Source organism: Myxococcus sp. CA040A, assembly GCF_013336725.1.
Taxonomy (GTDB): domain Bacteria; phylum Myxococcota; class Myxococcia; order Myxococcales; family Myxococcaceae; genus Myxococcus; species Myxococcus llanfairpwllgwyngyllgogerychwyrndrobwllllantysiliogogogochensis.
On record NZ_JABUMR010000012.1, the window covers coordinates 26876 to 52902 of the forward strand.

Below are 26027 nucleotides of genomic sequence, written 5' to 3' on the forward strand. Positions count from 1 at the left end.
CTTAAAGGTGATCTGGAGCCGCCCCCACGCCGGTGGCGCGAAGGGCGGCCCGGACGAAGGGGTTAGACGCGGCGGCGCTTGGCCTGACGGCACCCGTTGTGCGGGATGGGCGTCACGTCGCGGATGAGGTTGATCTTCAGACCGGCGGCGGCCAGCGCGCGCAGCGCCGACTCACGGCCCGCGCCCGGACCCTTCACGAACACGGACACGTTCTTCAGCCCGTGCTCCATCGCCTTCGCCGCGGCATCACCGGCGGCCACCTGAGCGGCGAACGGGGTGGACTTGCGGCTTCCCTTGAAGCCACGCGCCCCGGCCGAGGACCAGGAGATCACGTTCCCGGACACGTCCGTGATCGTGATGATGGTGTTGTTGAACGTGGACTGGATGTGGACCACGCCATTGAGAATGCTCTTCTTGCCCTTGCGCTTGGCCTTCTTCGCGGCAGGGGCCTCGCCCTCGGTGCCCGTGGGCGCCGCAGCCGAAGTATTGGTCTCGTCAGCCATGTGAGTTGCTGCTCCTGAGAGGAGGTGATCGACGCCGGCACCTCACGGGCCGGCGCTGCGGTTTACCGAGCCGGAGCGGCCGGCTTCGCCCGAACGATGCCGCGCTTGGGACCCTTGCGGGTACGCGCGTTGGTGTGGGTGCGCTGGCCACGGACAGGCAGGCCCTTGCGGTGACGGAGACCCCGGTAGCAGCCCAGATCCATCAGGCGCTTGATGTTCATCGTCACTTCACGCCGGAGGTCACCCTCGACCTTGTAGCTGGCCTCGATGATCTCACGGATCTTGCGAGCCTGGTCCTCGGTGAGGTCCTTGGTCCGGGTGGTGGGATCGATGCCCGCCGCCTCGATGATGTCTTGCGCGGACTTGTTGCCGATCCCGTAGATGTACTGAAGCGAGATCACGGCGCGCTTGTTGGGCGGCAGGTCGATGCCGGCGATACGAGCCATCTTCGGTCTTCCTTCTGGAGTGGAGTTGGTCTGGAGCCAACAGCCTGTCGGCGGTTAGCCCTGGCGCTGCTTGTGCCGGGGGTTGGAAGCGCAAATCACGCGCACGATGCCCTTGCGGCGAACAACCTTGCACTTGTCGCAGATCTTCTTGACGGACGCCCGAACCTTCATGGAGCGAACTTCCTTCCTTCGAACAGATGAAAAGCCATGAGGGTCGCCACCCTAGTCCCAGAGCGGCGCCCTTTTCTACTTCGCCCGGTACGTGATCCGTCCGCGCGTCAGGTCGTACGGAGACAGTTCGACCTTCACCTTGTCTCCCGGGAGGATGCGGATGAAGTGCATCCTCATCTTGCCCGAGATGTGCGCGAGCACCTTGTGGCCATTATCCAGCACCACGCGGAACATCGCGTTGGGGAGGGGCTCCATCACCGTCCCCTCAACTTCGATGGAATCATCCTTCGGCAAGCGTCAAACCCTCTTCCCGGACCACGAACCTTCTGGAAGCGCGGCGGATTATCACTTTGGTCCGCAAGTGGCAAGCGTCCCGCGCGGGAAAACTCGGATTCCTACCAACCCACCATAACACGCTCATATTTCACCCGCAGTCCCGGCCCCTTCACGCCCCTCGGGTGAGCACCTCGGCTCCGCCATCCGTGATGAGGATGGTGTGCTCGAAGTGGGCGGACAACTTCCGGTCCGCCGTCACCGCCGTCCAGTCATCGTCCAGGAGCTCCACCTCGTGGGTTCCCTGGTTCACCATCGGCTCCACCGCGAGGACCATCCCCGACCGGAGCTTCATCCCCGCCCCCGCCTGCCCATGGTTGGGCACGTGGGGGAACTCATGGAGCTTCCGGCCAATCCCATGGCCGGTAAAATCCCGGACGACAGCGTACCCCCGAGCCTCCACGTGCCGCTGGACGGCATGCCCGATATCCCCCAACCGGTTGCCCGGCTTCATGGCCTGGATGGCCTTGTGGAGGGACTCACGCGTCGTGTCCAACAGGGACCTGGCCTCGGCCGACACCTTTCCCACCGCCACCGTCCTGGCCGCGTCCCCGAACCACCCCCGGTACGACACCCCGAAATCGAGCTTCATGAGGTCGCCCTCGGCCAGCTTCCGCCGCTTGCTGGGGATGCCGTGGACCACCTCATCGTTGATGGAGGCACATAGCACACACGGAAAGCCGAGGTAGCCCTTGAACGCCGGCCTGGCGCCCCGCTCCGCTGTCAGCCTCTCCGCCAGGGCATCCAAGTCCCAGGTGCTGATTCCCGGAGCTACCGCCTTTTCCAGCGCGTCCAGGACGTCGGAGACAATCCGACCCGCCTGGCGCATGAGGGCAATCTCGTCCCGAGATTTGATCGCCACCTGGCTCATCAGCGCTCCGTGCGCGCCATCCGCGCACGGAGAACGGGTGGCAAGCGGCAATGGGCGCCGCAAGCGCCCAACGTCCGCTCGCCGGCCCGTCCGGCCATCAGACCTTGCCCCGACCCGCGGCGCTCTTGATCTCCTCGTAGATGCCGTCTGGCGAGCCCACACCGTCCACGCTCTTGAGCACGCCCTTCTTCGCGTAGAAGGCCTTCAGCGGGGCCGTCTCCGCGTCGTACTTCTGGAGGCGCTTCTCGATGACGTCTGGCATGTCATCCGGACGCTGCACCAGCCCTGTGCCGCACTTGTCACAGTACCCCGCGCGCTTCGGCGGGCTCTGATCCACGTGGTAGACGCTGCCATCCACGGGGCAGACGCGCCGGCCGGAGCCACGCTCCACCAGCGTCGTGTGCGGCACCTCGAGCGAGACGACCGCGTCGAGCTGCTTGCCCAGCCGCCCCAGCATCCTTTCCAGCGCGTCAGCCTGGCCCGGCGTGCGCGGGAAGCCATCCAGCACGAAGCCCTGGGCCACGTCTGACTGCTTCAAGCGCTCCTCGACGATACCGATGACGACTTCGTCAGGCACGTACTGGCCCGCCGCCATCAACGGACCCGCGACCTTCCCCAGCTCCGTCCCCTCCGCCACTGCCTTGCGGAGAATGTCACCGGTGGAGATCTGCGGGATGTGGAAGTCGGCGAAGAGCTTCTTCGCCTGGGTACCCTTCCCCGCGTTCGGCGGTCCCAACAGGATCAGGTTCATGTGCTCCTCTCAGCTCCCAAGGAAGGCACGGAAGTCGTCGGCCACGAAGCTTCCAAGCGCCCCCCATGTGCACCACCGAATACCTTGAACGACTCCATCCCGGAACGACGAGGCGCCCCTCCCCACGACGGGGAGAGGCGCCCGGGACGTGGAACGTCGTGACTCAGGCCGCCACGCGCACCCGGCCGCGGATGCGGGGGCCACGCGGCCCGGCGAAGCCTTCGTAGTTGCGGCTGATGAGGTGACCCTCGATCTGCTGCACCGTGTCCAGCGCCACGCCCACCACGATCAGCAGCGCGGTGCCGCCGAAGGTGAAGCGAACGTTGAGCATGCCGCTGATGACGGATGGAATCACACAGATGACCGCCAGGTACAGCGCACCACCGAACGTGAGCCGGTTCAGCACTCGCTCGATGAACTCCGCCGTCTGACGACCCGGACGAATGCCCGGGATGTAGCCGCCCTGCTTCTTGATGTTGTCCGCCACGTCATCCGGCCGGAAGGTCAGCGCCGTGTAGAAGTAGGCGAAGAAGATGACCATCAGCACGAAGAGGCCGTTGTAGATCCACAGGTTGCCTTCGATGGCGCGCTGCAGGTCCTGCAGGAACGGGAACCACGTGCCCAGCGTGGCCGGGAACGACAGCACCGCGCCCGCGAAGATGGGAGGGATGACGCCAGCGGTGTTGACCTTCATCGGGAAGTACGTGGCCTGGCCCGCGAACATCCGGCGCCCCGCCATGCGCTTGGCGTACTGGATGGGGATGCGGCGCATGCCGCGCTCCACATAGACCACCACCGCGATGATGAGGAGCATGAAGACCAGCAGCGCCAGGACCTCGGCCACCGCGATGACTTCCTGCCGCGTCAGGTCCAGCAGCGACTTGGCGCCCGGGAGCACGCCAGCGACGATGCCCGCGAAGATGATGAGCGAGATGCCGTTGCCGATGCCACGCTCGGTGATGCGCTCACCCAGCCACATGATGAACGCCGTACCAGCCGTCAGGCTGATGACCGTCATGAAGGTGAACCAGACGCTGTCGTCCGGAACCACCACCTGGTTGAAGCCACTCTGGCCCCCGTCGGAGCGCCCCAGGGACGCCAGCCACCGGGAGATTCCGATACCCTGGATGACGGAGAGGACGATGGTGCCGTAGCGGGTGTACTGATTGATCTTCTGCCGCCCCGCGGCGCCCTCCTTCTGCAGCCGCTCCAGGCTGGGGATGACCACCGCCAGCAGCTGCATGATGATGGAGGCGCTGACGTAAGGCATGATGCCCAATCCGAAGATGGACATCTGCTCCAGCGCGCCGCCGGAGAAGAGGTTGAACAGCGACACCAGTCCGCCCGACTGCTTCTGGGCGTCCATGAAGGCGTTCATCGCGGCCCGATCCACGCCGGGCGTATTGATGAAGATGCCGATGCGGTAGACGGCCAGCAGGGCTAGCGTATACGCAAGCCGGCTGCGCAGCTCCGCGATGCGGAAGACGTTGGCGAAGGCATTGAGAGCCACGGGGTAGCCATCCTCTTCGTGAGGGTTCTGCCAGGACGACAAAACGCCCCTGTTCCACGGACGGGAAAGGGGCGCAGAAGCCTACACAAGCGAAATGGCGCGCACCACCGTCAAGTGATGCGCGCCGAACATGCTCAAGCCTTGGGCTGCCGAGGGGCCTTGACGCCCTTGCCAGCATGGGCCTTCGCGGCCGCTTCGGGCTTGTGGGCCATCAGCGGAAGGACATCCACCGCGCCGCCCGCCTTCTCGACCGCGGACTTCGCGGCCTCGGAGGCCTTGTGGACACGGATGGTGACCTTCTTGGTCAGCGCGCCGTGTCCCAGCAGCTTCACGCCGTGGTAACGACCCTTGACCAGACCGACCTTCTTCAGAGAGGCCTCATCCACCGTGGAGCCCGCGTCGAAGTGGGTGTCCACATCCGACAGGTTCACCACCGCGTACACCGTGCGGTTGGGGGAGTTGAAACCAAACTTCGGAAGGCGGCGCTGCAGAGGGCTCTGACCGCCCTCGAAGCCCTCGAACCGCATGTTGCCGGAACGGGCCTTCTGACCCTTGCCACCACGGCCGGCCGTCTTGCCAAGACCAGAACCCTGGCCGCGACCCACCCGCTTCTTGCGGTGCCACGAGCGCGAGGGACGCTTCAAATCGTGCAGAGTGCTCATTGTCTCAGTCCTCTCGTGCTCAGGCCTTGGTCTGCTTGGCCTGGTAGGCGCGCGCGCGATCCCGCAGGGCGATCTTGCGCGGCTTGCGGCGCTTCGGCGCCGGCGCCTCGGTGCTCACCGTCTCCAGGGAGACCAGGTGCTTCACCTTGAACGCCATCCCACGGATGGCAGGGGTGTCCTTGAGCAGGCGCTCTTGACCAAACTTCTTCAGACCCAGGCCACGGATGGTGGCCAGCATGTCCTCGGAAGCGCCCGCGTAGCTCTTCGTCAGCTTCACCTTGAGCGCCATGACTAGCCCCTCTGCTCCCCGGCGAGCTTCGCCGACTCGACGTCCTTGCCACGCAGCCGCGACACCTGCGCCGCGCTCCGCAGCAGCTTCAGGCCAGCAACCGTGGCCTTCAGCACGTTGTGCGGATTCCGCGAACCCTGGCTCTTCGTCAGGATGTTGCGGATGCCCGCCGCCTCAAGAACCGCGCGCACCGCGCCACCGGCGATGACGCCCGTACCTTCGCTGGCCGGCTTCAACAGCACCCAGCCGGCGCCGAAGTGCCCGAGCACCTCGTGCGGAATCGTGTGACCCATGAGCGGGACGCGGAAGAGATTCTTCTTCGCGTTCTCGCCACCCTTGCGGATGGCCTCGGGGACCTCGTTGGCCTTGCCCAGGCCGACGCCCACGTGTCCAGCGCCGTCGCCCACCACCACCAGGGCGGCGAACGAGAACCGGCGGCCGCCCTTCACGACCTTGGCCACGCGGTTGATGTTCACCACGCGGTCGGTGAGGTCCAGATCGTTCGGATTGATCGGAGTTGCCACTTGGAAATCCTTTCGAAAGCTAGAACTTCAGCCCGGCCTCGCGCGCGGCGTCAGCCACGGCGGCGATGCGCCCGTGATAGGGGAAGCCGTTGCGGTCGAACACCACCGCCTCGACGTTGGCAGCCTTGCACTTCTGCGCGATCAGGGCACCCACCCGCTTCGCGTCCGCCTTCTTGTCGCCTTCGTCCTGGCCCTTCAGGTCCTTGGACAGCGACGAGGCAAACGCGAGGGTCTTGCCAGTGGTGTCGTCCACCACCTGCGCGTAGATGTGCTTGAGGCTCTTGTAAACGGAAAGCCGCGGCCGCTCGGTGGTGCCCGAGAGCTTCTTGCGGATGCGGTTCTTCCTCTTGAGACGGGAATCGATCTTCGTCGGCATGGCTGCTTCCTTGTCCTTCCGGCGGCGATGCGGACTTCCGCCGCCGGATGATGCCGTCGGACCCCACGGGCCCGACGGGATTGGGAACCCTCAGGACAGACGAAACGACTAGGTCGTTCCGGTCTTGCCCTCCTTACGGCGGATGCGCTCCTCGGAATACTTGATGCCCTTGCCCTTGTACGGCTCAGGCGGACGCAACGAGCGGATGTTCACCGCCGTCGCGCCAAGCGCTTCCTTGTCCGCCGAGCGGAGCGTCAGCCCCACGGTGGGGAGGCTGTCCTCGGTGCGGGCCGCCTTGTCGACTTCGGCCGTCACACCCTCCGGCAGGTTGAACACCACCGGGTGTGAGTAGCCCAGCGCGAAGTGGATGGCCTTGCCCTTCACCTCGGCGCGGAAACCAACGCCGCGGATGTCCAGCTTCCTCTCGAAGCCGGTGGACACGCCCTTCGCCGCGTTCGCGAGGATGGTGCGGGTCAGGCCGTGCAGGCTGCGCGCCTCGCGAGAATCATCCTCGCGCAGCACGTTGACCTGGCCGTCCTTGATCTCCACCTTGACCCGGGCGGGCAGCTTCACGGACAGCTTGCCCTTGGGGCCCTCGAAATTCACCTGCTGGCCGGCGACGATGGCCTTCGTCTTGTCGCCGAGCTTGATCGCCAGTTTTCCAATCCGACTCATGGTTGCCTCGGTCCTGTATGCCCGGGGCGCGCACTCTCACGAGGCGCGGCCACCAGGCAGCTGGCTAGTAGACGGTGCAGAGCAGCTCGCCGCCCGCCTTCTGCTTGCGGGCCTCGGAGTCCACCAGGATGCCGCGGGACGTGGACAGGATGGAGATACCCATTCCACCCAGCACCTGCGGGATGTCGCTCACGCCGCAGTAGCGGCGCAGGCCCGGCTTGGACACGCGGCGGATGCCGGTGATGGCGGGGCTGCGGTCCGGACCGTACTTGAGCTGCACGGTGATCTCGCTCTGCGGCGAGCCCTCGGGGGTGGCGACGGCGAACTCCCCGATGTAGCCCTCATCCTTGAGGACCTTGACGATCTCGAGCTTGAGCTTCGAGTGGGGAATGACGACCTTGTCGTGACGCGCGCGCGAAGCATTGCGCAGGCGGGTCAGCATGTCGCCAACAGGATCATTGACCGGCATGAGCTACCTTCCAAGCAAGAGCCCTCATCGAGCATCTCGCGTTCGCGGCCGCCGCGCCTGCCGGGCCCATCCCGGGGGTTCGCGCCGACCGCCACTGCTGAGGTTGAAACTTCGATTGAGCGAGCTCCTCCCGGAGCGCGCCCAGGGTGCCGATGAGCCCTTCCGAGCCCTTCAGCACCCTGCCCTTCCGGCTACCAGGACGACTTGGTGACGCCGGTGATCTCGCCGCGCAGCGCACGGTTGCGCAGGCAGATACGGCACATCTTGAACTTGCGAAGGAAGGCGCGCGGCCGACCGCACAGCGGGCAGCGGTTGTACTGGCGCACGGCGAACTTCGGCTTGCGCTTCGCCTGGGCGATCTTGGAGAGCTTGGCCATTGTCTTGAGGTCCTTGGCTCGAGGGCTTACTGACGGAACGGCAGGCCGAAGTGACGCATCAGCGCCAACCCCTGCTCGTCGTTCGCGGCGGTGGTGACGAAGCTGATGTTGAGCCCCTTCACCTTCTCGATCTGGTCGTAGTTGATCTCAGGGAAGATGATCTGCTCGCGCACGCCGAGCGTGTAATTGCCCTTCCCGTCGAAAGCCTTCGGGGACACGCCCTTGAAGTCACGCACGCGCGGCAGCGCCACGGTGATGAGGCGGTCCATGAACTCGTACATGCGAGTACCACGCAGCGTCACGGCGGCACCGATGGCCTGGCCCTGACGCAGCTTGAAGTTCGCGATGGACTTGCGAGCGCGCGTGACGATGGGCTTCTGACCCGTGATCGCCGCGAGCTGGTCCACCGCTGACTCCAGGATCTTGTTGTTGGCGAGCGCCTCGCCGAGACCCATGTTGACGACGATCTTCTGGAGACGCGGAACCTCCATCGGGTTCTTGAGGCCCAGCTCCTTCATCAGGGCGGGCACCCCTTCCTTGCGGAAGCGCTCCTTCATGCGGGCCGGCTTGCTCTCGAGGCCTTCCTCGATGTTCGCCGCGAAGCCAACCTTCTTGGCCTCTTCCTTCTTGCCCCGCTTCGCCTTCTTTTCCTTCTGGTCCGGCTTCTTCTCGTCAGCCATCGTCGTATCCTCTGCTTCGGGGCGCCGTTGTGGACCCAGCGCGTCCGATCAGTCCTTCATCTGGAAACTGAAAACACCGCGAGGGCCCCGGAACCACCCAGGCCCTCGTTGCCTGCACTCCCCCCTACCCGCCCACCAGGGCGGGCAGAAGGGCGCGCATACATGCCCCAACAGGGACTCCTAGTCAATCAGCGCGTCGCAGTTCTTGCAGAACCGCTGGAGCTTCTCGCCCTCGGTCTTGACCCCCACGCGGGTCGGCTTGTCGCACTTGGCGCACACGACCTGGACATTCGCCAGGGCGATGGTGCCGGGCTTCTCGACAATGCCACCCTCGGGATTCTGGGGCGTCTTCTTCTGGTGACGCTTGACCAGGCGCAGACCCTCAACGGTCACGCGACCCGCCTCGCGGTCGATCTTCAGCACCTTGCCGCGCTTCGTCGCAGGACTCTTCTCGGAGGCTTCGGCCCCGGCCATGACCTGGACCGTGTCTCCCACTTTCATCTTCTGCATGGCTTCCTCGTCTCTCTGGCTGCTCGCCGTCCGGCCTGCGGTCCTCTCAGAGGACTTCGGGCGCCAGCGAGATGATCTTCATGAACTTGCGGGCGCGGAGCTCACGGGCCACCGGCCCGAAGATGCGCGTACCAATGGGCTCCATGTCCTTGTTGATGAGGACCGCGGAGTTGCCATCGAACTTGATGAAGCTGCCGTCGGGACGACCCACCTCGCGCTTGGTGCGGACGATGACGGCCTTGGCCACGTCACCCTTCTTCACCTTCGAGTTGGGCAGCGCCTCGCGGATCGACACGACGATGACGTCGCCGATGGACGCGTACTTGCGCTTCGAACCGCCGAGCACCTTGATGCAGAACACCTTCTTCGCGCCCGAGTTGTCCGCCACGTCGAGCACGCTCGTCATCTGAATCATCTGAGAATCTCCTATCGCCGGTGACTCCACCACACCGCCTCACGGCCGCGCAGGTGGAGGTGCGTGCTAGACGTTCTTGCTCTTCTCCAGCACCTCGACCACACGCCACCGCTTGTCCTTCGAGGCAGGCTTGGTCTCGGCGATCCGGACCCGATCACCCTCGTTGATGGTGATCTTCTTCGGATAGTCGTGGTCCTCCACGTGCGCCTTGTACTTCTCGCGCAGGCTCATGATCTTCCCGTACTTCGGGTGGGGAGCCCGGCGCTGGACGGTGACCACGACCGTCTTCTGCATCTTGTTGGAGGTGACGATTCCCACGCGCGTCTTCGGACGGCCGCGGGAGGAGGTCTCTGCCTTGGGCGCTTCAGTCGTTTCAGCCATCTTTGTTCTCACTGTCTCTCATGCACCCGGGCGCTCTCGCGTCCCGGATGGCCGCACGCACCCGCTTCCGGGCGAGCGCGCTTGGAGGAATCGCGACGTCGGCCTTAGGCCTTCGCCGCCTTCTTCTTCTCGCCGAGAACCGCCAGCACCCGAGCCAGGTCACGCCGGTGCAGGGTTCGCTCCGCCGGGCTGTCCAGCGAGCCGGTCCGCCGCTTGAGCTGGTCCTGGAACAGCGTCTCACGCAGTTCCGTCGCCCGCCGCTGCAGGTCGTCCGCCGACAGCTCCCTCAGTTCCTTCGCAGTCGCCATTGCTATCTCCACATGCGTGCGGGAGCCCACCCGAAGGCGGCTCCCGCCGCGGTGCCTAGAGGCTCAGGTCCGTGCGCGTCACGATACGCGTGAGCACCGGCAGCTTCGCCTGCGCCAGCTTCAGCGCCCCCGTGGCCACCTCGGTCGTCATCCCCTCCATCTCGTAGAGGATGCGGCCGGGCTTCACCACCGCGACGTAGTACTCCACGCCACCCTTACCGGTACCCATTCGGGTCTCGGCGGGCTTCTTGGTGATGGGCTTGTCCGGGAAGATTCGGATCCAGATCTTGCCGCCGCGCTTCACGTGGCGGGTCATCGCGATACGAGCCGCCTCGATCTGCCGGGACGTAATCCACCCCGGCTGCAGGCTCATCAGGCCGAACTCACCGTAGGTCAAGTCGCTGCCACGGTGCGCGGCGCCGGGCGTGCGGCCCTTGTGCATCTTGCGGTACTTCGTACGTGCAGGCTGAAGCATCGTCGCTGTCCTTCACTGCCCTGCCCCGGGCGCCCTCTCTCGAGAGCGCCCAAAGCGGGAGGGCTCTTAGCGGTTGGAAGGCATGGGGGCCTGGCCGCCCTTGCCCGGGAGAACCTCGCCCTTGCAGACCCAGACCTTGCAGCCGATCTTGCCGTAGGTCGTCTTGGCCTCGGCGAAGCCATAGTCGATGTCCGCGCGGAGGGTGTGCAGGGGCACGCGGCCCTCGCGGTACCACTCGTAGCGAGCCATCTCGGCGCCACCCAGGCGGCCCGAGCAGGCCACGCGGATGCCCTTGGCTCCGAACTTCATCGCCGTCTGAAGCGCCTTCTTCATGGCGCGACGGAACGCGATGCGACGCTCGAGCTGCGTGGCGATGTTCTCCGCCACCAGCTGCGCGTCGGTCTCCGCCTTGCGGACCTCGACGATGTTGAGGAAGACCTCGTTCTTCGTGAACTGCTGGAGGTCCTTCTTCACCGTCTCGATGCCCGCGCCACGCTTGCCGATGACGATACCCGGACGCGCGGTGTGGACGTTGACCTTCACCTTGTTGGCTGCGCGCTCGATCTCCACCTTGGACACGCCCGCGTGGTTCAGCGACTTCTTCACGAACTCGCGGATGCGGATGTCTTCATGGAGCCACTGCGCGTAGTTCTTGTGCTCGAACCACTTGGAGTCCCAGGTCTTGATGACGCCAAGCCGGAACCCGATCGGATGAACTTTCTGTCCCAACGTGAATCTCCTTGAACGTCCGGGCTGGGCCCGACGGGTCCTACTTCTTGGCCTCGGCCAGCACCACATGGACGTGGGCGGTCTTCTTCTTGATCGGGGTGGCCCGACCCATGGCGCGCGGCATGAACCGGCGCTGGGTAGGACCCTGGTCCACCGAGATGGTCTTGACGTAGAGCGTGTCCACGTCGACCTGACCCTTGGACAGGTCCGTCGCGTTGGCCACGGCGCTCTTGATGAGCTTCTCCACCGGCAGGGCCGCGGCGCGCTTGGTGAACTTCAGGATGTTGAGGGCAGCCTCGACGGGCTTGCCCCGGATGAGCGCCGCAACGACGGACAGCTTGCGGGGGCTCATGCGCAGGAAACGCAGATGTGCAGTCGACTCCATGGTCATCTCCTCAGGCTCTCAGGCAATGCGCCAGGCTACTTGCCCGGGGCCTTGGCGACCTTCTTCTCCGCCGAGTGTCCACCGAACGTACGCGTCGGGGCGAACTCGCCGAGCTTGTGGCCCACCATGTTCTCCGTGACGAACACCGGGATGAACTTCTTCCCGTTGTGCACCGCGAAGGTGTGACCCACGAACTCCGGAAGGATGGTGGAGCGGCGGGACCACGTCTTCACGACAGTCTTCTTGTTCGTCTTGATCATGTCCTCGATCTTCTTGACGAGGAAGTCGTCGACGAACGGACCCTTCTTGATCGAACGAGCCATGGCTTGCGAATCCTCTTACTGGCTGCGCGCGCCCTGGCGGCGGCCGCTCACGATGAACTTGTCAGTACGCTTGTTGGTGCGCGTGGTCAGACCCTTGGTCTTCTTGCCCCACGGCGACACCGGGTGCGGGTTGCCCTGACCGGACTTACCCTCACCACCACCGTGCGGGTGGTCCACGGGGTTCATCGCGAGACCACGAACCGTCGGGCGGATGCCCAGCCAGCGGCTCTTACCCGCCTTACCGATGCGGATGATCTCGTGCTCGATGTTACCCACCTGGCCCACGGTGGCGCGGCACTCGATGAGGACCATGCGGACGGTTCCAGAAGGCATACGCACCTGCGCGTAGCGGCCCTCCTTCGCCATCAGCTGTCCGGAGGTTCCCGCGGAGCGGATGACCTGGGCGCCACGGCCCGGCTTCAGCTCCACGTTGTGGATGATGGTACCCACCGGGATGTTCTGCAGCGGCAGGGAGTTGCCCGGACGGATGTCGGCGGTCTCGCCGGCGAACACCGTGTCGCCCACATTCAGGCCCACCGGGGCCAGGATGTAGCGCTTCTCACCGTCCGCGTACGTCAGCAGGGCGATGTTGGCGGTGCGGTTCGGGTCGTACTCCACCGCGGTGACCTTGGCCGGCACGCCGTCCTTGTCACGACGCTTGAAGTCGATGACGCGGTAGCGGCGCTTGTGACCACCACCCTGGTGACGCCGGGTGATGTGTCCGTGCACGTTGCGGCCACCCGAGCGCTTCAGCGGCTCGGTCAGCTTCTTCTCGGGCGCGTCCTTGGTGATGTCCGCGAAATCGGACACCGTCATGTGACGGCGGGCGGCGCTTGTCGGCTTGTACTTCTTGATGCCCATGGTGTGTTCCTCAGGCTGACCTCAACGCCGTAGCGTCAGGCCGCCCCTCCCTCGAAGAGTTCGATCGAGTCGCCTTCCTTGAGGGTGACGACCGCCTTCTTGAAGTTGGGCCGCTTGCCGATGCTCCGACCCACGCGCTTGATCTTGCCGCGAACGACGTTCGTGTTGACGCCCTCGACGGTGACCTTGAACAGCGTCTCCACCGCGCGAGCCACGTCGTGCTTGGTGGCCTTGCGGTCCACGATGAACGAGTACTGGCGGAACTTCTCGCGGGCCTTGTCCAGCTTCTCGGTGATGAGCGGGCCCTTGATGACGTCGCTGAGATTCATGAGAGCGCCCCCTCGAGGGTCTTCGCGGCCGCGGAGGTGAGCACGAGGTGCGAGTGCTTCAGAACGGCCTCGAGGTTGAGACCCTCGGGAGGAAGCACGTCGAACTTCGCCAGGTTCCGCACGCTGCGGTGCAGGTTGGTGTTGCTCTTCTCGTCCACCACCAGAGCGTTCTGCAGCTTCAGGCGCTTGGTGAGCGCCTCGAAGGCCTGCTTGCTCTTGGGGGCGTCCAGGGAGAACCCGCTCAGGATGATGAGCGTCTTCTCCTTGGCGCGCAGGGACAGCGCCGACTTCAGCGCGCCGCGACGCACCTTGCGGGGCGGGCGGTAGAAGTAGTCGCGAGCCTTGGGAGCCATCGCCTTGCCGCCGCCCACCCAGTGGGAAGCGCGGATGGAACCCTGGCGGGCGCGGCCGGTGCCCTTCTGCTTCCAGGGCTTCTTGCCGCCGCCGCTGACTAGCGAGGTGTTCTTCACACCCACCGTGCCGCGACGCCGGTTGATCTGCTGCATCTTCGCGACCTCGTAAAAGAGGTGCGCGTTCGGCTCAGCGCCGAAGATGTCGTCGGAGAGCTCAATCTCCGACACCTTCTTCAAATCGAGGTCGACAACGTCAAACTTCGCCATGGCACTTTCCTCGCGGGGGTCGGAGTGAAACCACTCGGACGCCCACCCGCTTCCTAGGACTTGATCTCGACGTCAACGCCGGCCGACAGATCCAGCTTCATGAGCGCATCCAGCGTCTGCTGCGTGGGCTCGAGAATATCGAGCAGGCGCTTGTGCGTGCGGATCTCGAACTGCTCGCGGCTCTTCTTGTCCACGTGCGGCGAACGCAGCACCGTGAACTTGTTGATGCGCGTAGGAAGGGGGATCGGACCGGCCACCTTCGCGCCCGTGCGCTTGGCCGTCTCGACGATCTCACCCGCGCTCTGGTCCAGGAGCTTCGAGTCGTATGCCTTCAGCCGGATGCGGATCTTCTGTGTCGCCATTCGCAAGAACCTCTTAGAACGAACTTTGTGCCAACGCCCCGGGAGGCGCTACGACCGACGTCCCCTGGTTGTCACAGAGCCGTTTCTTCAGAACGAAGGGGCGCGGTGATTACCATCCCGCCCCGGTGTATGCAACTGGATTTCCTCCGGCTCCCTGGAAATTCCCCGAGGGGATGTCCATGGGAGCCGGGAGGAGGCCTGCTACTCGATCACTTCCGCCACGACGCCGGCGCCCACCGTGCGGCCACCCTCGCGAACAGCGAAGCGCAGCTCCTTGTCCATCGCCACCGGAGTGATGAGCTCCACCTCGATCGCGATGTTGTCGCCCGGCATCACCATTTCCACGTTCTCAGGCAGCTTCACCGTTCCCGTCACGTCCGTCGTGCGGAAGTAGAACTGGGGACGGTATCCCTTGAAGAACGGGGTGTGGCGACCACCCTCTTCCTTCGACAGCACGTAGATCTGCGCCTTGAACTTGGTGTGCGGCTTGATGCTGCCCGGTTTGGCCAGCACCTGCCCGCGCTCCATGTCCTCGCGCTTCAGACCACGCACCAGCGCGCCGATGTTGTCTCCCGCCCGGCCCTCGTCCAGCAGCTTGCGGAACATCTCCACGCCCGTGACGACGGTCTTCTGCGTATCGCGCAGACCGACGACTTCAACTTCCTCGCCAACCTTGATGATGCCACGTTCCACGCGGCCCGTCGCCACCGTTCCACGGCCGGCGATGGAGAACACGTCTTCCACCGGCATCAGGAAGGGCTTGTCCGTCGCGCGCTGCGGCGTCGGAATGTAGCTGTCCACCGCCTCCATCAGCTTCAGGATGGCGCCCTCGCCGACCTCGCTCGTATCACCCTCGAGCGCCTTCATGGCGGAGCCAGGGACGATGGGAATCGAGTCGCCCGGGAAGTCGTACTTCTTCAGCAGGTCCCGGACTTCCATCTCCACGAGCTCGCGCAGCTCGGGGTCGTCCAGCAGGTCCACCTTGTTCAGGAAGACCACGATATACGGGACACCGACCTGGCGCGCCAGCAGGATGTGCTCACGCGTCTGGGGCATCGGGCCGTCCGCGGCCGAGACCACGAGAATCGCGCCGTCCATCTGCGCCGCGCCCGTGATCATGTTCTTCACGTAGTCGGCGTGACCCGGGCAATCCACGTGCGCGTAGTGCCGGTTCTTCGTCTGGTACTCCACGTGCGCCGTGGAGATGGTGATGCCGCGCTCACGCTCTTCCGGCGCCTTGTCGATCTGGTCGTACGCCAGGAACGTGGCGCCGCCGGTCTTCGCCAGCACCTTCGTGATGGCCGCCGTCAGCGACGTCTTGCCGTGGTCCACGTGTCCGATCGTGCCGATGTTCACGTGGGGCTTGTTACGCTCGAACTTTTCCTTGGCCATGACAACTCCTCAACCGGGGCTGAGCCGGTCAACCACCCGGCGCGTCTCGAATCCCGCAAAACTCACTGCGAAGGTGCTGCGTCCTGCTCCAAACCCGCCACAACGTCAACTGAAATCGCCCGCAGGGCCACCTGCCGTGGCCGTCAGTACCGGTTCAGCGCCGTCTTGGGCGCTGGCGCGTAGTGACTGAACTGCATCGTGTACGTCGCCCTTCCCTGGCTGCGGCTGCGCAGGTCTGTCGAGTACCCGAACATGGCGGCCAGGGGGACCTGCGCCTGGATGGCCTGCAACCGGCCGGGCCGGGGCGCCATGCCCATCACCTTGCCGCGGCGGCCGTTGAGGTCGCCAATCACGTCGCCCATGAAGTCGTCAGGCGTGACGATTTCACAACTCATGATGGGCTCGAGCAACACCGGTGAGGCCGCGCGCACTGCGTCCTTGAAGGCCAGGGAGCCGGCGATCTTGAACGCCATCTCGCTGGAGTCCACGTCGTGCATGGAGCCGTCGTAGGCCTCCACCTTCACGTCGACCATGGGGTAGCCCGCCACCGGGCCGTTCTGCAGGGCCTCGGCGACGCCGTCGCGGACCGCGTCCACGAACTCCTTGGTCACCGCGCCGCCCGTCACCTTGTTCTCGAAGGCGAAGCCCTTGCCGGGCTCGTTGGGCATCACCCGAAGCCAGATGTGGCCGTACTGGCCCCGGCCGCCCGTCTGACGGATGAACTTCCCCTCGGACTCCGTCTGGGTGGTGATGGTCTCGCGGTACGCCACCTGCGGCTTGCCGATGTTCGCATCGACCTTGAACTCGCGCAGCAGCCTGTCGACGATGATCTCCAGGTGCAGCTCGCCCATGCCGGCGATGATGGTCTGACCCGTCTCCTCGTTCGTCTTCACGCGGAACGACGGGTCCTCCATCGCCAGGCGCTGGAGCGACTGGATGATCTTGTCCTGGTCCGCCGTGGACTTCGGCTCAATCGCGATGTCGATGACCGGCTCGGGGAACTCCATCCGCTCCAGGATGATGGGCTGCTTGTCGTCGCAGAGCGTGTCGCCGGTGCTGGCCAGCTTCAGCCCCACCACCGCGCAGATGTCACCGGCGTAGCACTCGGTGAGTTCGTCCTTCTTGTCCGCGCGCATCTGCACCAGGCGGCTGACGCGCTCGCGCTTGCCCTTCACCGAGTTCCACACCGCCGTCCCCGCCTCCAGCTTCCCGGAGTACACGCGAAGGAACGTCAGCGTCTGGGACTGGAACGCCGGGTCGTTCATGATCTTGAACGCGAGCGCGCTGAAGGGCGCATCGTCCCGCGTCTCGCGGATGGCATCCTCGCCCTTCGGCGTCTTGCCATGCACCGGGGGGATATCCAGCGGGCTCGGCAGATAGTCGATGACCGCGTCCAGCAGCGGCTGCACGCCCTTGTGGCGGAACGCCGAGCCGCAGAACACCGGGAACAGCTTCAGCGCCACACAGCCCTTGCGGATGGCCGCGCGGACCTCCTGCTCGGTCAGCTCCAGGCCCTCCAGGAACTTCTCCGTCAGCGCGTCGTCCTGCTCCGCCGCCGCCTCGAGCAGTTCCGCGCGCGCCGCCTCCGCCTGCTCGCGGTAGTCTTCCGGAATCTCCGCGACGTCGTAGCGACTGCCCTGCTCCGAGTCGACGAACACCAGCGCCTTCATCGTCAGCAGGTCGATGACGCCGCGGTGCTTGTCCTCGGCCCCCAGCGGCAGCTGCATCCGCACCGCGCGCGCGCCCAGCTTCTCGCGGATGGTGCTCACGGACATCTCGAAGTCCGCGCCCACCCGGTCCATCTTGTTGATGAAGCAGATGCGGGGGACCTTGTACTTGTCCGCCTGACGCCAGACGGTTTCGGACTGCGGCTCCACGCCGTTCACCGCGTCGAACACGGTGATGGCGCCGTCCAGGACGCGCAGCGAACGCTCCACCTCGATGGTGAAGTCGACGTGCCCCGGGGTGTCGATGATGTTGACGCGGTAGCGATGCTCACCGCGACTCCAGAAGGCGGTGATGGCCGCCGACGTAATCGTGATGCCGCGCTCGCGCTCCTGGACCATCCAGTCCGTGGTGGTGTTCCCCTCGTGCACCTCGCCCATCCTGTGGATGGCGCCGGTGTAGAAGAGGATCCGCTCGGTGGTGGTCGTCTTGCCGGCATCGATGTGCGCCATGATGCCGATGTTGCGGTAGCGCTCCAGGGGATGCTCGCGAGCCATTGCGTCGGTACCTCTCCATGAGGGCGGGAGGGCACAGGGCCCCGTCTCACGTACCCACCCGGACGATTTCAGAGAACCTGCTTCACCTAAAGAAACCGCCCGGATGCAACCTCTGCATCCGGGCGGGATACCGCGAGGCCGAAAGACCTACCAGCGGTAGTGCGCGAAGGCCTTGTTGGCTTCCGCCATCTTGTGCGTGTCTTCACGCTTCTTCACCGCGTTACCGCGGTTGTTGGCGGCGTCCATGATCTCGCCGGCCAACTTCTCCTGCATGGTCTTCTCGCCACGCGCCTTGGAGTACGTGATGATCCAACGCATCCCGAGGGCAACACGACGGTCCTGACGGACCTCGACGGGCACCTGGTAGGTGGCGCCACCGACGCGGCGGCTCTTGACCTCAAGCACCGGCTTGACGTTGTCGAGGGCCTTCTTGAACGTCTTGAGGGGGTCTTCCTTCGCGCGCTCTTCGATGAGGGCGAAGGCTCCGTAGCAGACGCCTTCCGCGATGGACTTCTTGCCCTTCCGCATCAGGTCGTTGACGAACTTGGTGACGAGCCGGTCCTGGAACTTCGGATCCGGAAGAATCTTGCGCTTGGCGACTACGCGACGACGAGGCATCTCTTCTCTCTTCCCTTACGCCCCACTCTCCTTGGAGAGTCGCTGCAACCGGGGCTTCTTGATCTGCTGAAGGAAACAACCAGGACGCTCCCCAGGGTGCGGGGCTCAACGTCCAAACTCTGAAACAACGAAGGTGGTCGGCTGCTCTCAGCTCGGGCGCTTGGCGCCGTACTTGGAGCGGCTCTGCTTGCGGCCCGCCACGCCCACGGAGTCGAGCGTTCCACGAACGATGTGGTAGCGCACACCCGGGAGGTCCTTCACACGACCGCCACGGATCATCACCACCGAGTGCTCCTGGAGGTTATGGCCCACGCCGGGGATGTAGGACGTCACTTCGATTCCGTTGGTCAGACGAACACGCGCCACCTTGCGGAGGGCTGAGTTCGGCTTCTTCGGAGTCGTGGTGTACACGCGGGTGCAAACGCCGCGCTTCTGGGGGCACTCCTTGAGCGCGGGGCTCTTGCCCTTGATGTTCAGCTTCTCGCGGCCCTTGCGGACCAGCTGGCTAATGGTCGGCACTGATACCTCTTCCTCGGGTTGGCCACCGCCAGAAATACGGGGCGGCGCATATCTACCTACAGGACTACTGAAAAGGGCCGCGAGTATAGGGACCGACCCCACCGTGTCAAGCACGGCATGACGCAGACCCGAACAGGTCAGCGCCAGCGAGGTCATTCCCAGTGACTCGACAACCCAGGGTACAACAGGTCGCTCCTCTACTCCGCGTGCGCTCAGAAGTCGAGGACCATCACCACCGCGTCCTCGCCCTCGTCCGCGTAGTAGTTCGGACGGATGCCCACCGGCCGGAAACCGAACGCGCGGTAGAGCTGGATGGCCGCCTCGTTGCTCTTGCGGACCTCCAGCGTGGCGAGGCAACAGCGCCGCCCCTTGCCCCGCTCGAGCACCTCTTCCATCACCGCCCTCGCCACGCCCCGCCGCCGATGCTGGGGCGCGGTGGCGACGTTGAGCACGTGAACCTCGTCGTGGACGATCCAGAAGATGGCCAGGCCCAGGAGCAGCGGTGGCCCGGACTCCTGGGCCTCTTCGACCAGGAGGATGGTGGACCACTCGTGCTGGAGCTCGCGCTTGAGCAACTCCTGCGACCACGGATTCTTGAAGGCCGCCTGTTCCAGCGCCATCACTGCGGCCAGGTCGTCCACCGTCATCTGACGGATCAGGAAGCCATGGGGCGCGCCATCCTCCCGCAGCCGCCTCATCGCTTCGCCTCCCGCGTGAAGGGCGCCACCCGACGCACCTGCGCCGAGGCCCGGACCTGAGCGAGTTCCTCCACCGCCAGGGCCGCATACCGCTCGCGGAAGAGCTTCTCCCGGATGACGTCTCGCACCGTCTCGTAGTCCGCGGGGTAGTCCGCCGAGTGCTGCTCGTAGTAGCGGCGAATCTCCGTCTCGCCCACCTGGGCCCTCAGCCGGATGCGGCTGTCCAGGACGCGCTCGGCCCGCAGCCCCCGAGCCAGGACCGCCTTGAGCCCCTCCAGGTCCACATCACCGCGCGCCAGGAACCGCGCCAGCGCCGCGGGGCCACCGATGCGTGTGCGGAAGGACTCCAACCGCGCCTCCACCTCGGAGGGCTCGGCGGGGAACGCCTGGAGCCGGTCGGCGTTGAGCACCTGGACCCGCTGGTTGATGACCAGCTCCAGGGCGCCTCGGAGGGTCTCCTCGTCAAGTGGGGCATCGAGAGCCTGGACGCCGCCTCGCTGGACGAGGGCCACCCGGGCCTCGAACTCCAGCTCGCTCAAGGACAGGACCCGACCTTCGATGATGGCGACGACCCGGTCCACCACCCTGCCCCGCGCCTCCTTGGAGGCACCCTGGGCCCGAGCCTCGGAGACGGGCAGCACCAGGAGCCAGCCCGCCAACCACAAGGTCCCCGCTCCTGCTCGGCGCGGCGCTGCCATGGCCTCCCTCATCTTTCGGCGACTTTATACATCCGAGACCAGCCGAACAGTCCTTGCTGGCGCACTCCCACCGACTGGTTACTTTCATTCACGTACAGCCCGGCGGGAACAAATGGCGGACGACTACTACCAGATCCTCGGCGTTGATCGGACGGCCTCGGAGGAGGCCATCAAGAAGTCGTACCGGAAGCTGGCTCGGAAGTACCACCCCGACGTCAACCCCAACAACAAGGGCGCCGAGGAGAAATTCAAGCAACTCGGCAACGCCTTCGAGGTGCTGTCGGACCCGAAGAAGCGCAAGCTCTACGACGAGTTCGGCGAGGACGCGGAGAAGATCGGCTTCGACGAGAAGAAGGCGGAGGCCTATCGCCAGTACCGGGCCGCCGCCTCTCGTGGCGGGGCGGGCGGCATCCCCTACGAGGGTGAGGACTTCGACCTGGGCGACCTCTTCAACGACCTCTTCGGGGGACGCAGGGGCGCCGGAGGCTCCAGCCCAGGAGGCTTCGACCCCGGAGAGGTGTTCGGCCGAGGCAGGCGACGCCCCCCCATGGGCCCCGAGCGGGGCAACGATTTGTCCACCCAGGTCCGCGTCACACTGGGGGAAGCCGTCAACGGCGCGGAGCGGTCACTGTCCGTCACCCGTCCAGGACGGGGGGGGACCGGCCCGGACGAGCCCAGCCGCCTCACGGTGAAGATTCCCGCCGGCGTCCAGACGGGCTCCAAGGTGCGGCTCGCGGGCCAGGGCGCTCCCGGCCTGCGCGGCGGCCCACCGGGGGACCTCTTCATCGAAACGGAGGTGCTGGAGCACCCCCTGGTCCGCCGCGAGGGCGACGACCTGCACGTGGACCTCCCCGTGACGGTGTCCGAGGCGATGTTCGGCGCGGAAGTGCGCGTCCCCACCTTCCAGGGCGAGGTCACCGTCAAGGTTCCGTCAGCCTCCCAGTCCGGTCGGCAGATGCGGCTCAAGGGGCGCGGGGTGCCTTCCCTCAAGGGCGGAACCCCGGGCGACCTCTACCTTCACCTCCAGGTCAAGGTGCCGGATACCGACACTCCGGAGACGCGGGCCGCCGCGGAGACCCTGTCCAAGGCCTACCGCGATGATGTCCGTCGCGAGCTGACGCTCTGACCGTCTTGTCTCTTGTCCTGGGCGCCGCCCCGTCATAGACGGCCCCTCTACCTTCTTCCTCCTTACACGTCGCCGCAGGAAACGGAGCACACGCGCACATGGGCCTCTTCGACATCTTCACGGGCGGCTCGGGGCCCGAGAAAGCCCTCAAGCTCAAGCCCAAGGTCACCCAGAAGTACGGCGACCCGGCGACACGGCAGAAGGCCATCCAGCAGCTGGGGGAGATGAAGTATCCCGAAGCCGTCTCCGTGCTGCTCGCCCGCTTCACCATCACCGTGGACCCGCTCACCACGGACGCGGACGAGAAGGAGCACACGTTCGAGCTGGTGAAGGCCTTTGGCAAGGACGCCGCCGTCCCACCCATCGTCGAGTTCCTCAGCAAGACGGAGCAGGCCACGTCCTGGGCCCTCCGGCTCCTGGGCGAGCTGGTCACCGAGGAAGAAGCCACGGGCGCTTGCGTGAACGCGCTCCAGCATCTTTCCGCCACCTATACGAAGAACCCGGAGAAGAAGGTCGTCCTCCTCCACCACGTCACCGGTCGCGAGGACGCGCGCGTGCCGCCCGCCGTGCTCCCCTTCCTCGAGGACATGTCGGACGACGTGAAGATCGCCGCCCTCAAGGCGCTCGCCTCCTTCAAGTACGAGCCGGCGCTCGAGCCCATGCTCAAGCTGCTGACGGCCGACGAGACGGCCCGCCGGGTGCAGACCTCCGCGATTGCCGCCCTGGCGGACTCGGGCTTCAGCGTGGCGAGCCATCGGGCGAAGGTGGAGTCGCTCCTGGTGGAACCGTTCGTCCTGGACAAGGACGGCCGCATCCAGCGCCGCGCCTGAGGCCGGGCTGTCGGGCAGCCGACACGGCCACTGTCCTCCGGATGGCCCTGCACATCAGGGCCGTTCCCAGGCGCTCGGAACTTGAAGCAGGATTCTCCCGTGCGCTCGAAGAAGAAAGGGGCCCTGGCAGAGGTCGTGCCGCTGCGCCCCAACACCTCGAAGAAGTCCACCCGTCGCGCCGTGAAACCGCCTCCTCCGGCGGACTCCGACGCCACCGCGCGCGCCCTCCTGGAGATGGCGCGTCACCTCACCGACAACGCCGGCCCCACCGAGGCGCTGCGCTCCCATCTCCAGACGCTCCACGCACTGCTCAAACCCAAGGTCTGCTACGTGGCCCGCTACTTCCCCTCCCGGGAGCAGCTCCACGTCGAGCATGTGCGCGGTCGCTACGACAGCCGCGTCGTCGCCGCCGTCCCGGGCGAGGGCGTGGTGGGACGCGCCTTCTCCGAGAAGAAGCTGCTGCACGAGGCGGACACGCTCGCCGTGCCGCTCGAGAGCCCCCACGGCGTCACGGGTGTCCTCGTCGTCCTCGGCGCGCGCCGCACCGTCTCCGACACGGTGCTCCAGTCACTGGCCGCGCAGCTCGCCGCCGCGTACGAGGTGGCTCGCCTCCGCGACGACAGCGCCCGCCGGAACAAGGACCTCCAGACGGCCATCGCGGGCCTCAAGAGCCTGGAGCAGAACCGCGAGGAGCTGCTCGGCAACGTCTCCCATGACTTGAAGAACCCGCTCACCACCATCAAGTCCTATCTGGCGATGATGGGGCGCGAGAAGCTGGGAGCCCTCACTGACTCCCAGCGCCGCGCGGTGCAGATCTGCGACCGGAACTCCGACCGCATGCTGCGCATGGTGAATGACCTGCTGCTCATGTCCCGGCTCCAGTCCGGGAAGATGCAGCTCAACCAGCGCCCCTTCGGCCTCAAGGCCGTGGCCGAGGAAGTGGTCCGCTCCCTGGGCGTCCTCGCCGAGCACGGCAAGGTCAGTGTCTCGATTCCACCCTGCCCCGAGGTCTTCGTCCGCGGAGACCGCGAGCGCATCGCCGAGGCCATCCACAACCTCGTCGAGAACGGCATCCACCACAGCGAGGCGGATGACACCGTCGAGGTCAGCGTCTCCGCCGAGGATGGGCTCGCCACACTCAGGGTGAAGGACAGCGGCCCCGGCATGTCCGCCGAGGCGCTGGAGCACGTGTTCGATGCCTTCTACCGGGCGCAGCCGGGCGTGCCTCGGCCGCCGGGCGCGGGACTGGGAATCCCCCTGGTGGGGAAGATCGTCGCGCTGCACGGGGGGCGCGTGGAGGCGAAGAGCGTGCTGGGCGATGGGAGCACCTTCGAGATGGTGCTGCCCATGTTCGCCGGGGCGGTGAGCTCGCCGGACCTGAACCAGGCGGCCCCCAAGGCGGGCGGCATCCTGCTCGTGGAGGACGACGCGGACTGCCGGGAGGTCCTTCAGCAGGTCCTCGAGCAGGAGGGCTACCGGGTGATGGCCACCTCGGGAGCCTCCGAGGCCCGCTCCATCCTTTCGCACATCCGGCCGGCCATGGTGCTGCTGGACCTGAGGCTGAGCGAAGAGGACGGGCAGTCGGTGCTCCGCTTCATCCGAGGCAACGAGTCGCTGGCGGACATCGTCGTGTACATCATCTCGGGTGCCAGCGAGGTGGCCTCGCTCACGTCCGGACAGGGCCTGGAGCGCATCGACGGCTTCTTCGAGAAGCCACTCCAGTTGCCCAAGCTGCTGGACACCGTGGCGGCGGTGGTGCGGCCCAGCCGCCGGGCTCCGGCTGTCCCCTAACGGGGAGGAATGGACCGCGGAACGAACAAGAGGTGGCCGTAAGCCGCCTCTGCTTGGCTAGTATCCGCGCCGTCCCATGAGCTCTTCCGTCTATTCCCGCCACCGCGCCGCATTCGCCCAGGCCCTTGCCAGCGCCCTGGGCGTGCCGGCCGCAGACATCGAACCCCAGGTCAAGCCCGCGGAAGCCGCGCACGGTGACTTGAGCTTCGCCACCTTCCCTCTCGCCAAGGCCCAGAAGAAGGCGCCTCCCGCCATCGCCGCCGGACTCGCCCAGACGCTCAGCGTGCCGGGGCTCGAAATCAAGGCGGTGGGCCCCTACGTGAATGCCCGCTTCGCCCTCATGCCATTCACGGCGGAGGTCCTCGACAGCGCTCGCTCGGCGGGCCTGGCCTACGGCGGTGACGCGGACGCGGGACGCGGCAAGACGGTGACCGTCGACTACTCGTCGCCGAACATCGCCAAGCCCATCGCGTTCCACCACATCCGCACCACGTTCCTGGGCCACTGCATCGCCAACATCTACCGGGCGCTCGGCTGGCGGGTGGAGGGCATCAACTACCTGGGCGACTGGGGCAAGCAGTTCGGCCTCGTGGCCGTGGGCTTCCAGGAGTACGGAGACCCCGCTCGCATCGACGACATGGGCCACCTGGTGGAGGTCTACGTCAAGGCGAACACGCGCGCCGAAAAAGAGCCCGAGTTCGACGCGAAGGCCCGCGACTTCTTCCGCCGCATGGAGGCCGGTGACGCCGAGGCCCTCAAGGTGTGGAACCAGTTCCGCGAGACGAGCATCCGCGGCTTCAAGACCATCTACGCGCGGATGGGCATCGAGTTCGAGCACATCGAAGGAGAGAGCCGCTACCAGGGGAAGATGGACGCGGTCATCGAGCAGATCGCCAAGAAGCCCGGCGTGAAGGAGTCACAGGGCGCGCTCATCGTCGACCTGCCCTACGCGGAGAACGAGCCGCCCATCCTCCTCAAGAAGAACGACGGCACCACGCTCTACGCCACACGAGACCTGGCCGCCGCCGAGGACCGCTACGAGCGGTTCCACTACGACAAGGCGCTCTACGTCGTCGCGCAGGACCAGGCGCTGCACTTCCGCCAGGTGTTCCGCACGCTGAGCGCGATGGGCCAGCCGTGGGCGGACCGCTGCGTTCACGTGGCCTTCGGCCGCATTCACGGCATGAGCACGCGCAAGGGCCTGGTGGTGCAGCTCAACGACGTGCTGGACGAGGCCAAGGAGCGCGCCTCCGTCAAGGTGAAGGAGAACCAGGAGGCCGGTCGGCTCCAGACGAACGACCCGGACCAGCTCTCCGAGCAGATCGGCCTGGGCGCCATCGCATTCGGCGACCTCAAGCACAAGCGCGCCAGCGACTACACCTTCGACTGGGACGAGGTCCTCAGCTTCGAGGGCCACACCGGCCCCTACGTACAGTTCGCCCACGCACGCGTCGTCAACGTGCTCCGCAAGGGCGGAGGCGCGCCCGCGAGCTACGACGCGAGCCTGCTGACGCTCCCCGAGGAGCAGGCCCTGGTGCGCGAAATCATGCGGCTGCCCGAGGTCGTCAAGGACGCGGCCGAGCAGTACGAGCCGAGCCTCGTCGCGCGCCTGCTGCTGGACGTGGCCGCGGCCCTCAGTCGCTACTACACGCTGGGCAATCAGGAGCGGGACAAGCGCATCCTCGTCGAGAACGATGACGCGCTGCGTTTCGCACGACTCGCCCTCACGGACGCGGCCCGGGTTACTCTCGCGGCGGGTCTGACACTTCTGGGCATTCCAACGCCCGAGAACATGTAG

General features: G+C 65.9%; 37 protein-coding genes. 4 read left to right on the forward strand and 33 right to left on the reverse strand.

Translation table 11 applies throughout. The annotated features are described in order from the left end of the window. Positions 1–62: 62 nt before the first annotated feature. The 33 genes from rpsK to HUA75_RS39670 all read right to left on the reverse strand — a co-directional run bounded on the left by rpsK (position 63) and on the right by HUA75_RS39670 (position 20482). Positions 63–503 (reverse strand): 30S ribosomal protein S11, encoded by a 441-nt coding sequence (rpsK, locus tag HUA75_RS39510; protein ID WP_141644009.1) that lies wholly within the window; start codon positions 501–503, stop codon positions 63–65. A gap of 62 nt (positions 504–565) precedes the next feature. Then, positions 566–949, reverse strand: a complete 384-nt coding sequence (gene rpsM / locus HUA75_RS39515) for a 30S ribosomal protein S13 (RefSeq protein WP_141644008.1) — start codon at positions 947–949, stop codon at positions 566–568. Between the two features lie 54 nt (positions 950–1003). After that, a complete protein-coding gene (gene rpmJ / locus HUA75_RS39520; RefSeq protein ID WP_002633586.1) occupies positions 1004–1120 on the reverse strand; it encodes a 50S ribosomal protein L36 in 117 nt (38 codons plus the stop codon). Between the two features lie 75 nt (positions 1121–1195). Then, on the reverse strand, positions 1196–1414 hold the full coding sequence (gene infA / locus HUA75_RS39525; RefSeq protein WP_002614803.1) for a translation initiation factor IF-1: 219 nt from the start codon (positions 1412–1414) through the stop codon (positions 1196–1198). A gap of 151 nt (positions 1415–1565) precedes the next feature. Continuing rightward, on the reverse strand, positions 1566–2324 hold the full coding sequence (gene map / locus HUA75_RS39530; RefSeq protein WP_174489405.1) for a type I methionyl aminopeptidase: 759 nt from the start codon (positions 2322–2324) through the stop codon (positions 1566–1568). A 97-nt stretch (positions 2325–2421) separates the two neighbouring features. Then, complete coding sequence (locus tag HUA75_RS39535; protein ID WP_141644006.1) at positions 2422–3075, reverse strand: adenylate kinase; 654 nt, start codon at positions 3073–3075, stop codon at positions 2422–2424. Positions 3076–3238: 163 nt separating this feature from the next. Further along, positions 3239–4585, reverse strand: a complete 1347-nt coding sequence (secY, locus tag HUA75_RS39540; RefSeq protein ID WP_141644005.1) for a preprotein translocase subunit SecY — start codon at positions 4583–4585, stop codon at positions 3239–3241. Between the two features lie 134 nt (positions 4586–4719). Continuing rightward, positions 4720–5247: a 50S ribosomal protein L15 gene (gene rplO / locus HUA75_RS39545; protein WP_141644004.1), complete on the reverse strand. Its 528-nt coding sequence runs from the start codon at positions 5245–5247 to the stop codon at positions 4720–4722. A gap of 19 nt (positions 5248–5266) precedes the next feature. Beyond that, on the reverse strand, positions 5267–5536 hold the full coding sequence (gene rpmD, locus HUA75_RS39550) for a 50S ribosomal protein L30 (protein ID WP_141644003.1): 270 nt from the start codon (positions 5534–5536) through the stop codon (positions 5267–5269). A 2-nt stretch (positions 5537–5538) separates the two neighbouring features. Then, positions 5539–6060 carry a 30S ribosomal protein S5 gene (gene rpsE / locus HUA75_RS39555; RefSeq protein ID WP_046714290.1) on the reverse strand — a complete coding sequence of 174 codons (522 nt, stop codon included), beginning with the start codon at positions 6058–6060 and terminating at the stop codon, positions 5539–5541. A 19-nt stretch (positions 6061–6079) separates the two neighbouring features. Beyond that, a complete protein-coding gene (rplR, locus tag HUA75_RS39560; protein ID WP_141644002.1) occupies positions 6080–6436 on the reverse strand; it encodes a 50S ribosomal protein L18 in 357 nt (118 codons plus the stop codon). Positions 6437–6544: 108 nt separating this feature from the next. Continuing rightward, entirely contained in the window at positions 6545–7111 is a 567-nt protein-coding gene (rplF, locus tag HUA75_RS39565; RefSeq protein ID WP_141644001.1) for a 50S ribosomal protein L6, read from the reverse strand. Positions 7112–7175: 64 nt separating this feature from the next. Next, positions 7176–7580: a 30S ribosomal protein S8 gene (rpsH, locus tag HUA75_RS39570; protein ID WP_174489406.1), complete on the reverse strand. Its 405-nt coding sequence runs from the start codon at positions 7578–7580 to the stop codon at positions 7176–7178. 191 nt (positions 7581–7771) lie between these two features. Beyond that, positions 7772–7957, reverse strand: coding sequence for a type Z 30S ribosomal protein S14 (locus tag HUA75_RS39575; RefSeq protein ID WP_015350175.1), 186 nt, complete (start codon positions 7955–7957; stop codon positions 7772–7774). Positions 7958–7983: 26 nt separating this feature from the next. Then, positions 7984–8514 (reverse strand): 50S ribosomal protein L5, encoded by a 531-nt coding sequence (gene rplE, locus HUA75_RS39580; protein ID WP_174459338.1) that lies wholly within the window; start codon positions 8512–8514, stop codon positions 7984–7986. A 303-nt stretch (positions 8515–8817) separates the two neighbouring features. Continuing rightward, positions 8818–9147, reverse strand: a complete 330-nt coding sequence (rplX, locus tag HUA75_RS39585; RefSeq protein WP_141643998.1) for a 50S ribosomal protein L24 — start codon at positions 9145–9147, stop codon at positions 8818–8820. A gap of 46 nt (positions 9148–9193) precedes the next feature. Then, entirely contained in the window at positions 9194–9562 is a 369-nt protein-coding gene (gene rplN / locus HUA75_RS39590) for a 50S ribosomal protein L14 (protein WP_046714296.1), read from the reverse strand. 66 nt (positions 9563–9628) lie between these two features. Beyond that, positions 9629–9955 (reverse strand): 30S ribosomal protein S17, encoded by a 327-nt coding sequence (gene rpsQ, locus HUA75_RS39595; protein WP_174459322.1) that lies wholly within the window; start codon positions 9953–9955, stop codon positions 9629–9631. Between the two features lie 92 nt (positions 9956–10047). After that, positions 10048–10263: a 50S ribosomal protein L29 gene (gene rpmC / locus HUA75_RS39600; protein WP_174459337.1), complete on the reverse strand. Its 216-nt coding sequence runs from the start codon at positions 10261–10263 to the stop codon at positions 10048–10050. Between the two features lie 43 nt (positions 10264–10306). Beyond that, complete coding sequence (gene rplP / locus HUA75_RS39605) at positions 10307–10726, reverse strand: 50S ribosomal protein L16 (RefSeq protein WP_141643995.1); 420 nt, start codon at positions 10724–10726, stop codon at positions 10307–10309. Between the two features lie 66 nt (positions 10727–10792). Then, on the reverse strand, positions 10793–11455 hold the full coding sequence (gene rpsC, locus HUA75_RS39610; protein ID WP_002633602.1) for a 30S ribosomal protein S3: 663 nt from the start codon (positions 11453–11455) through the stop codon (positions 10793–10795). A 40-nt stretch (positions 11456–11495) separates the two neighbouring features. After that, the gene (gene rplV, locus HUA75_RS39615; protein ID WP_141643994.1) at positions 11496–11840 is read right to left on the reverse strand and encodes a 50S ribosomal protein L22; all 345 of its coding nucleotides are present in this window, start codon (positions 11838–11840) and stop codon (positions 11496–11498) included. A 35-nt stretch (positions 11841–11875) separates the two neighbouring features. Continuing rightward, positions 11876–12163, reverse strand: coding sequence for a 30S ribosomal protein S19 (rpsS, locus tag HUA75_RS39620; RefSeq protein ID WP_046714300.1), 288 nt, complete (start codon positions 12161–12163; stop codon positions 11876–11878). A gap of 15 nt (positions 12164–12178) precedes the next feature. After that, entirely contained in the window at positions 12179–13024 is an 846-nt protein-coding gene (rplB, locus tag HUA75_RS39625) for a 50S ribosomal protein L2 (protein WP_141643993.1), read from the reverse strand. 35 nt (positions 13025–13059) lie between these two features. Then, positions 13060–13353, reverse strand: coding sequence for a 50S ribosomal protein L23 (locus tag HUA75_RS39630; RefSeq protein ID WP_141643992.1), 294 nt, complete (start codon positions 13351–13353; stop codon positions 13060–13062). Then, complete coding sequence (gene rplD, locus HUA75_RS39635) at positions 13350–13973, reverse strand: 50S ribosomal protein L4 (protein ID WP_141643991.1); 624 nt, start codon at positions 13971–13973, stop codon at positions 13350–13352. The genes HUA75_RS39630 and rplD overlap by 4 nt, the downstream gene beginning before the upstream one ends. Positions 13974–14026: 53 nt before the next feature. Beyond that, positions 14027–14335, reverse strand: coding sequence for a 30S ribosomal protein S10 (rpsJ, locus tag HUA75_RS39640; protein WP_002633608.1), 309 nt, complete (start codon positions 14333–14335; stop codon positions 14027–14029). 201 nt (positions 14336–14536) lie between these two features. Next, entirely contained in the window at positions 14537–15727 is a 1191-nt protein-coding gene (gene tuf, locus HUA75_RS39645) for an elongation factor Tu (protein WP_141643990.1), read from the reverse strand. 143 nt (positions 15728–15870) lie between these two features. After that, entirely contained in the window at positions 15871–17949 is a 2079-nt protein-coding gene (fusA, locus tag HUA75_RS39650; protein ID WP_141643989.1) for an elongation factor G, read from the reverse strand. A 147-nt stretch (positions 17950–18096) separates the two neighbouring features. Further along, the gene (rpsG, locus tag HUA75_RS39655; protein ID WP_011553340.1) at positions 18097–18567 is read right to left on the reverse strand and encodes a 30S ribosomal protein S7; all 471 of its coding nucleotides are present in this window, start codon (positions 18565–18567) and stop codon (positions 18097–18099) included. 147 nt (positions 18568–18714) lie between these two features. Further along, entirely contained in the window at positions 18715–19086 is a 372-nt protein-coding gene (gene rpsL / locus HUA75_RS39660; RefSeq protein ID WP_043408969.1) for a 30S ribosomal protein S12, read from the reverse strand. Between the two features lie 212 nt (positions 19087–19298). Continuing rightward, on the reverse strand, positions 19299–19784 hold the full coding sequence (rimI, locus tag HUA75_RS39665; protein ID WP_141643988.1) for a ribosomal protein S18-alanine N-acetyltransferase: 486 nt from the start codon (positions 19782–19784) through the stop codon (positions 19299–19301). Then, positions 19781–20482, reverse strand: a complete 702-nt coding sequence (locus tag HUA75_RS39670; protein ID WP_174489407.1) for a hypothetical protein — start codon at positions 20480–20482, stop codon at positions 19781–19783. The genes rimI and HUA75_RS39670 overlap by 4 nt, the downstream gene beginning before the upstream one ends. 112 nt (positions 20483–20594) lie before the next feature. On the opposite strand from HUA75_RS39670, the gene HUA75_RS39675 reads away from it, so the two are divergent. The 4 genes from HUA75_RS39675 to argS all read left to right on the forward strand — a co-directional run bounded on the left by HUA75_RS39675 (position 20595) and on the right by argS (position 26027). Further along, entirely contained in the window at positions 20595–21608 is a 1014-nt protein-coding gene (locus HUA75_RS39675) for a DnaJ C-terminal domain-containing protein (RefSeq protein WP_174465496.1), read from the forward strand. A gap of 98 nt (positions 21609–21706) precedes the next feature. Beyond that, positions 21707–22438, forward strand: coding sequence for a HEAT repeat domain-containing protein (locus HUA75_RS39680; protein WP_141643985.1), 732 nt, complete (start codon positions 21707–21709; stop codon positions 22436–22438). A 99-nt stretch (positions 22439–22537) separates the two neighbouring features. Then, positions 22538–24229 (forward strand): hybrid sensor histidine kinase/response regulator, encoded by a 1692-nt coding sequence (locus HUA75_RS39685; RefSeq protein ID WP_141643984.1) that lies wholly within the window; start codon positions 22538–22540, stop codon positions 24227–24229. A gap of 76 nt (positions 24230–24305) precedes the next feature. After that, the gene (argS, locus tag HUA75_RS39690) at positions 24306–26027 is read left to right on the forward strand and encodes an arginine--tRNA ligase (RefSeq protein ID WP_174489408.1); all 1722 of its coding nucleotides are present in this window, start codon (positions 24306–24308) and stop codon (positions 26025–26027) included.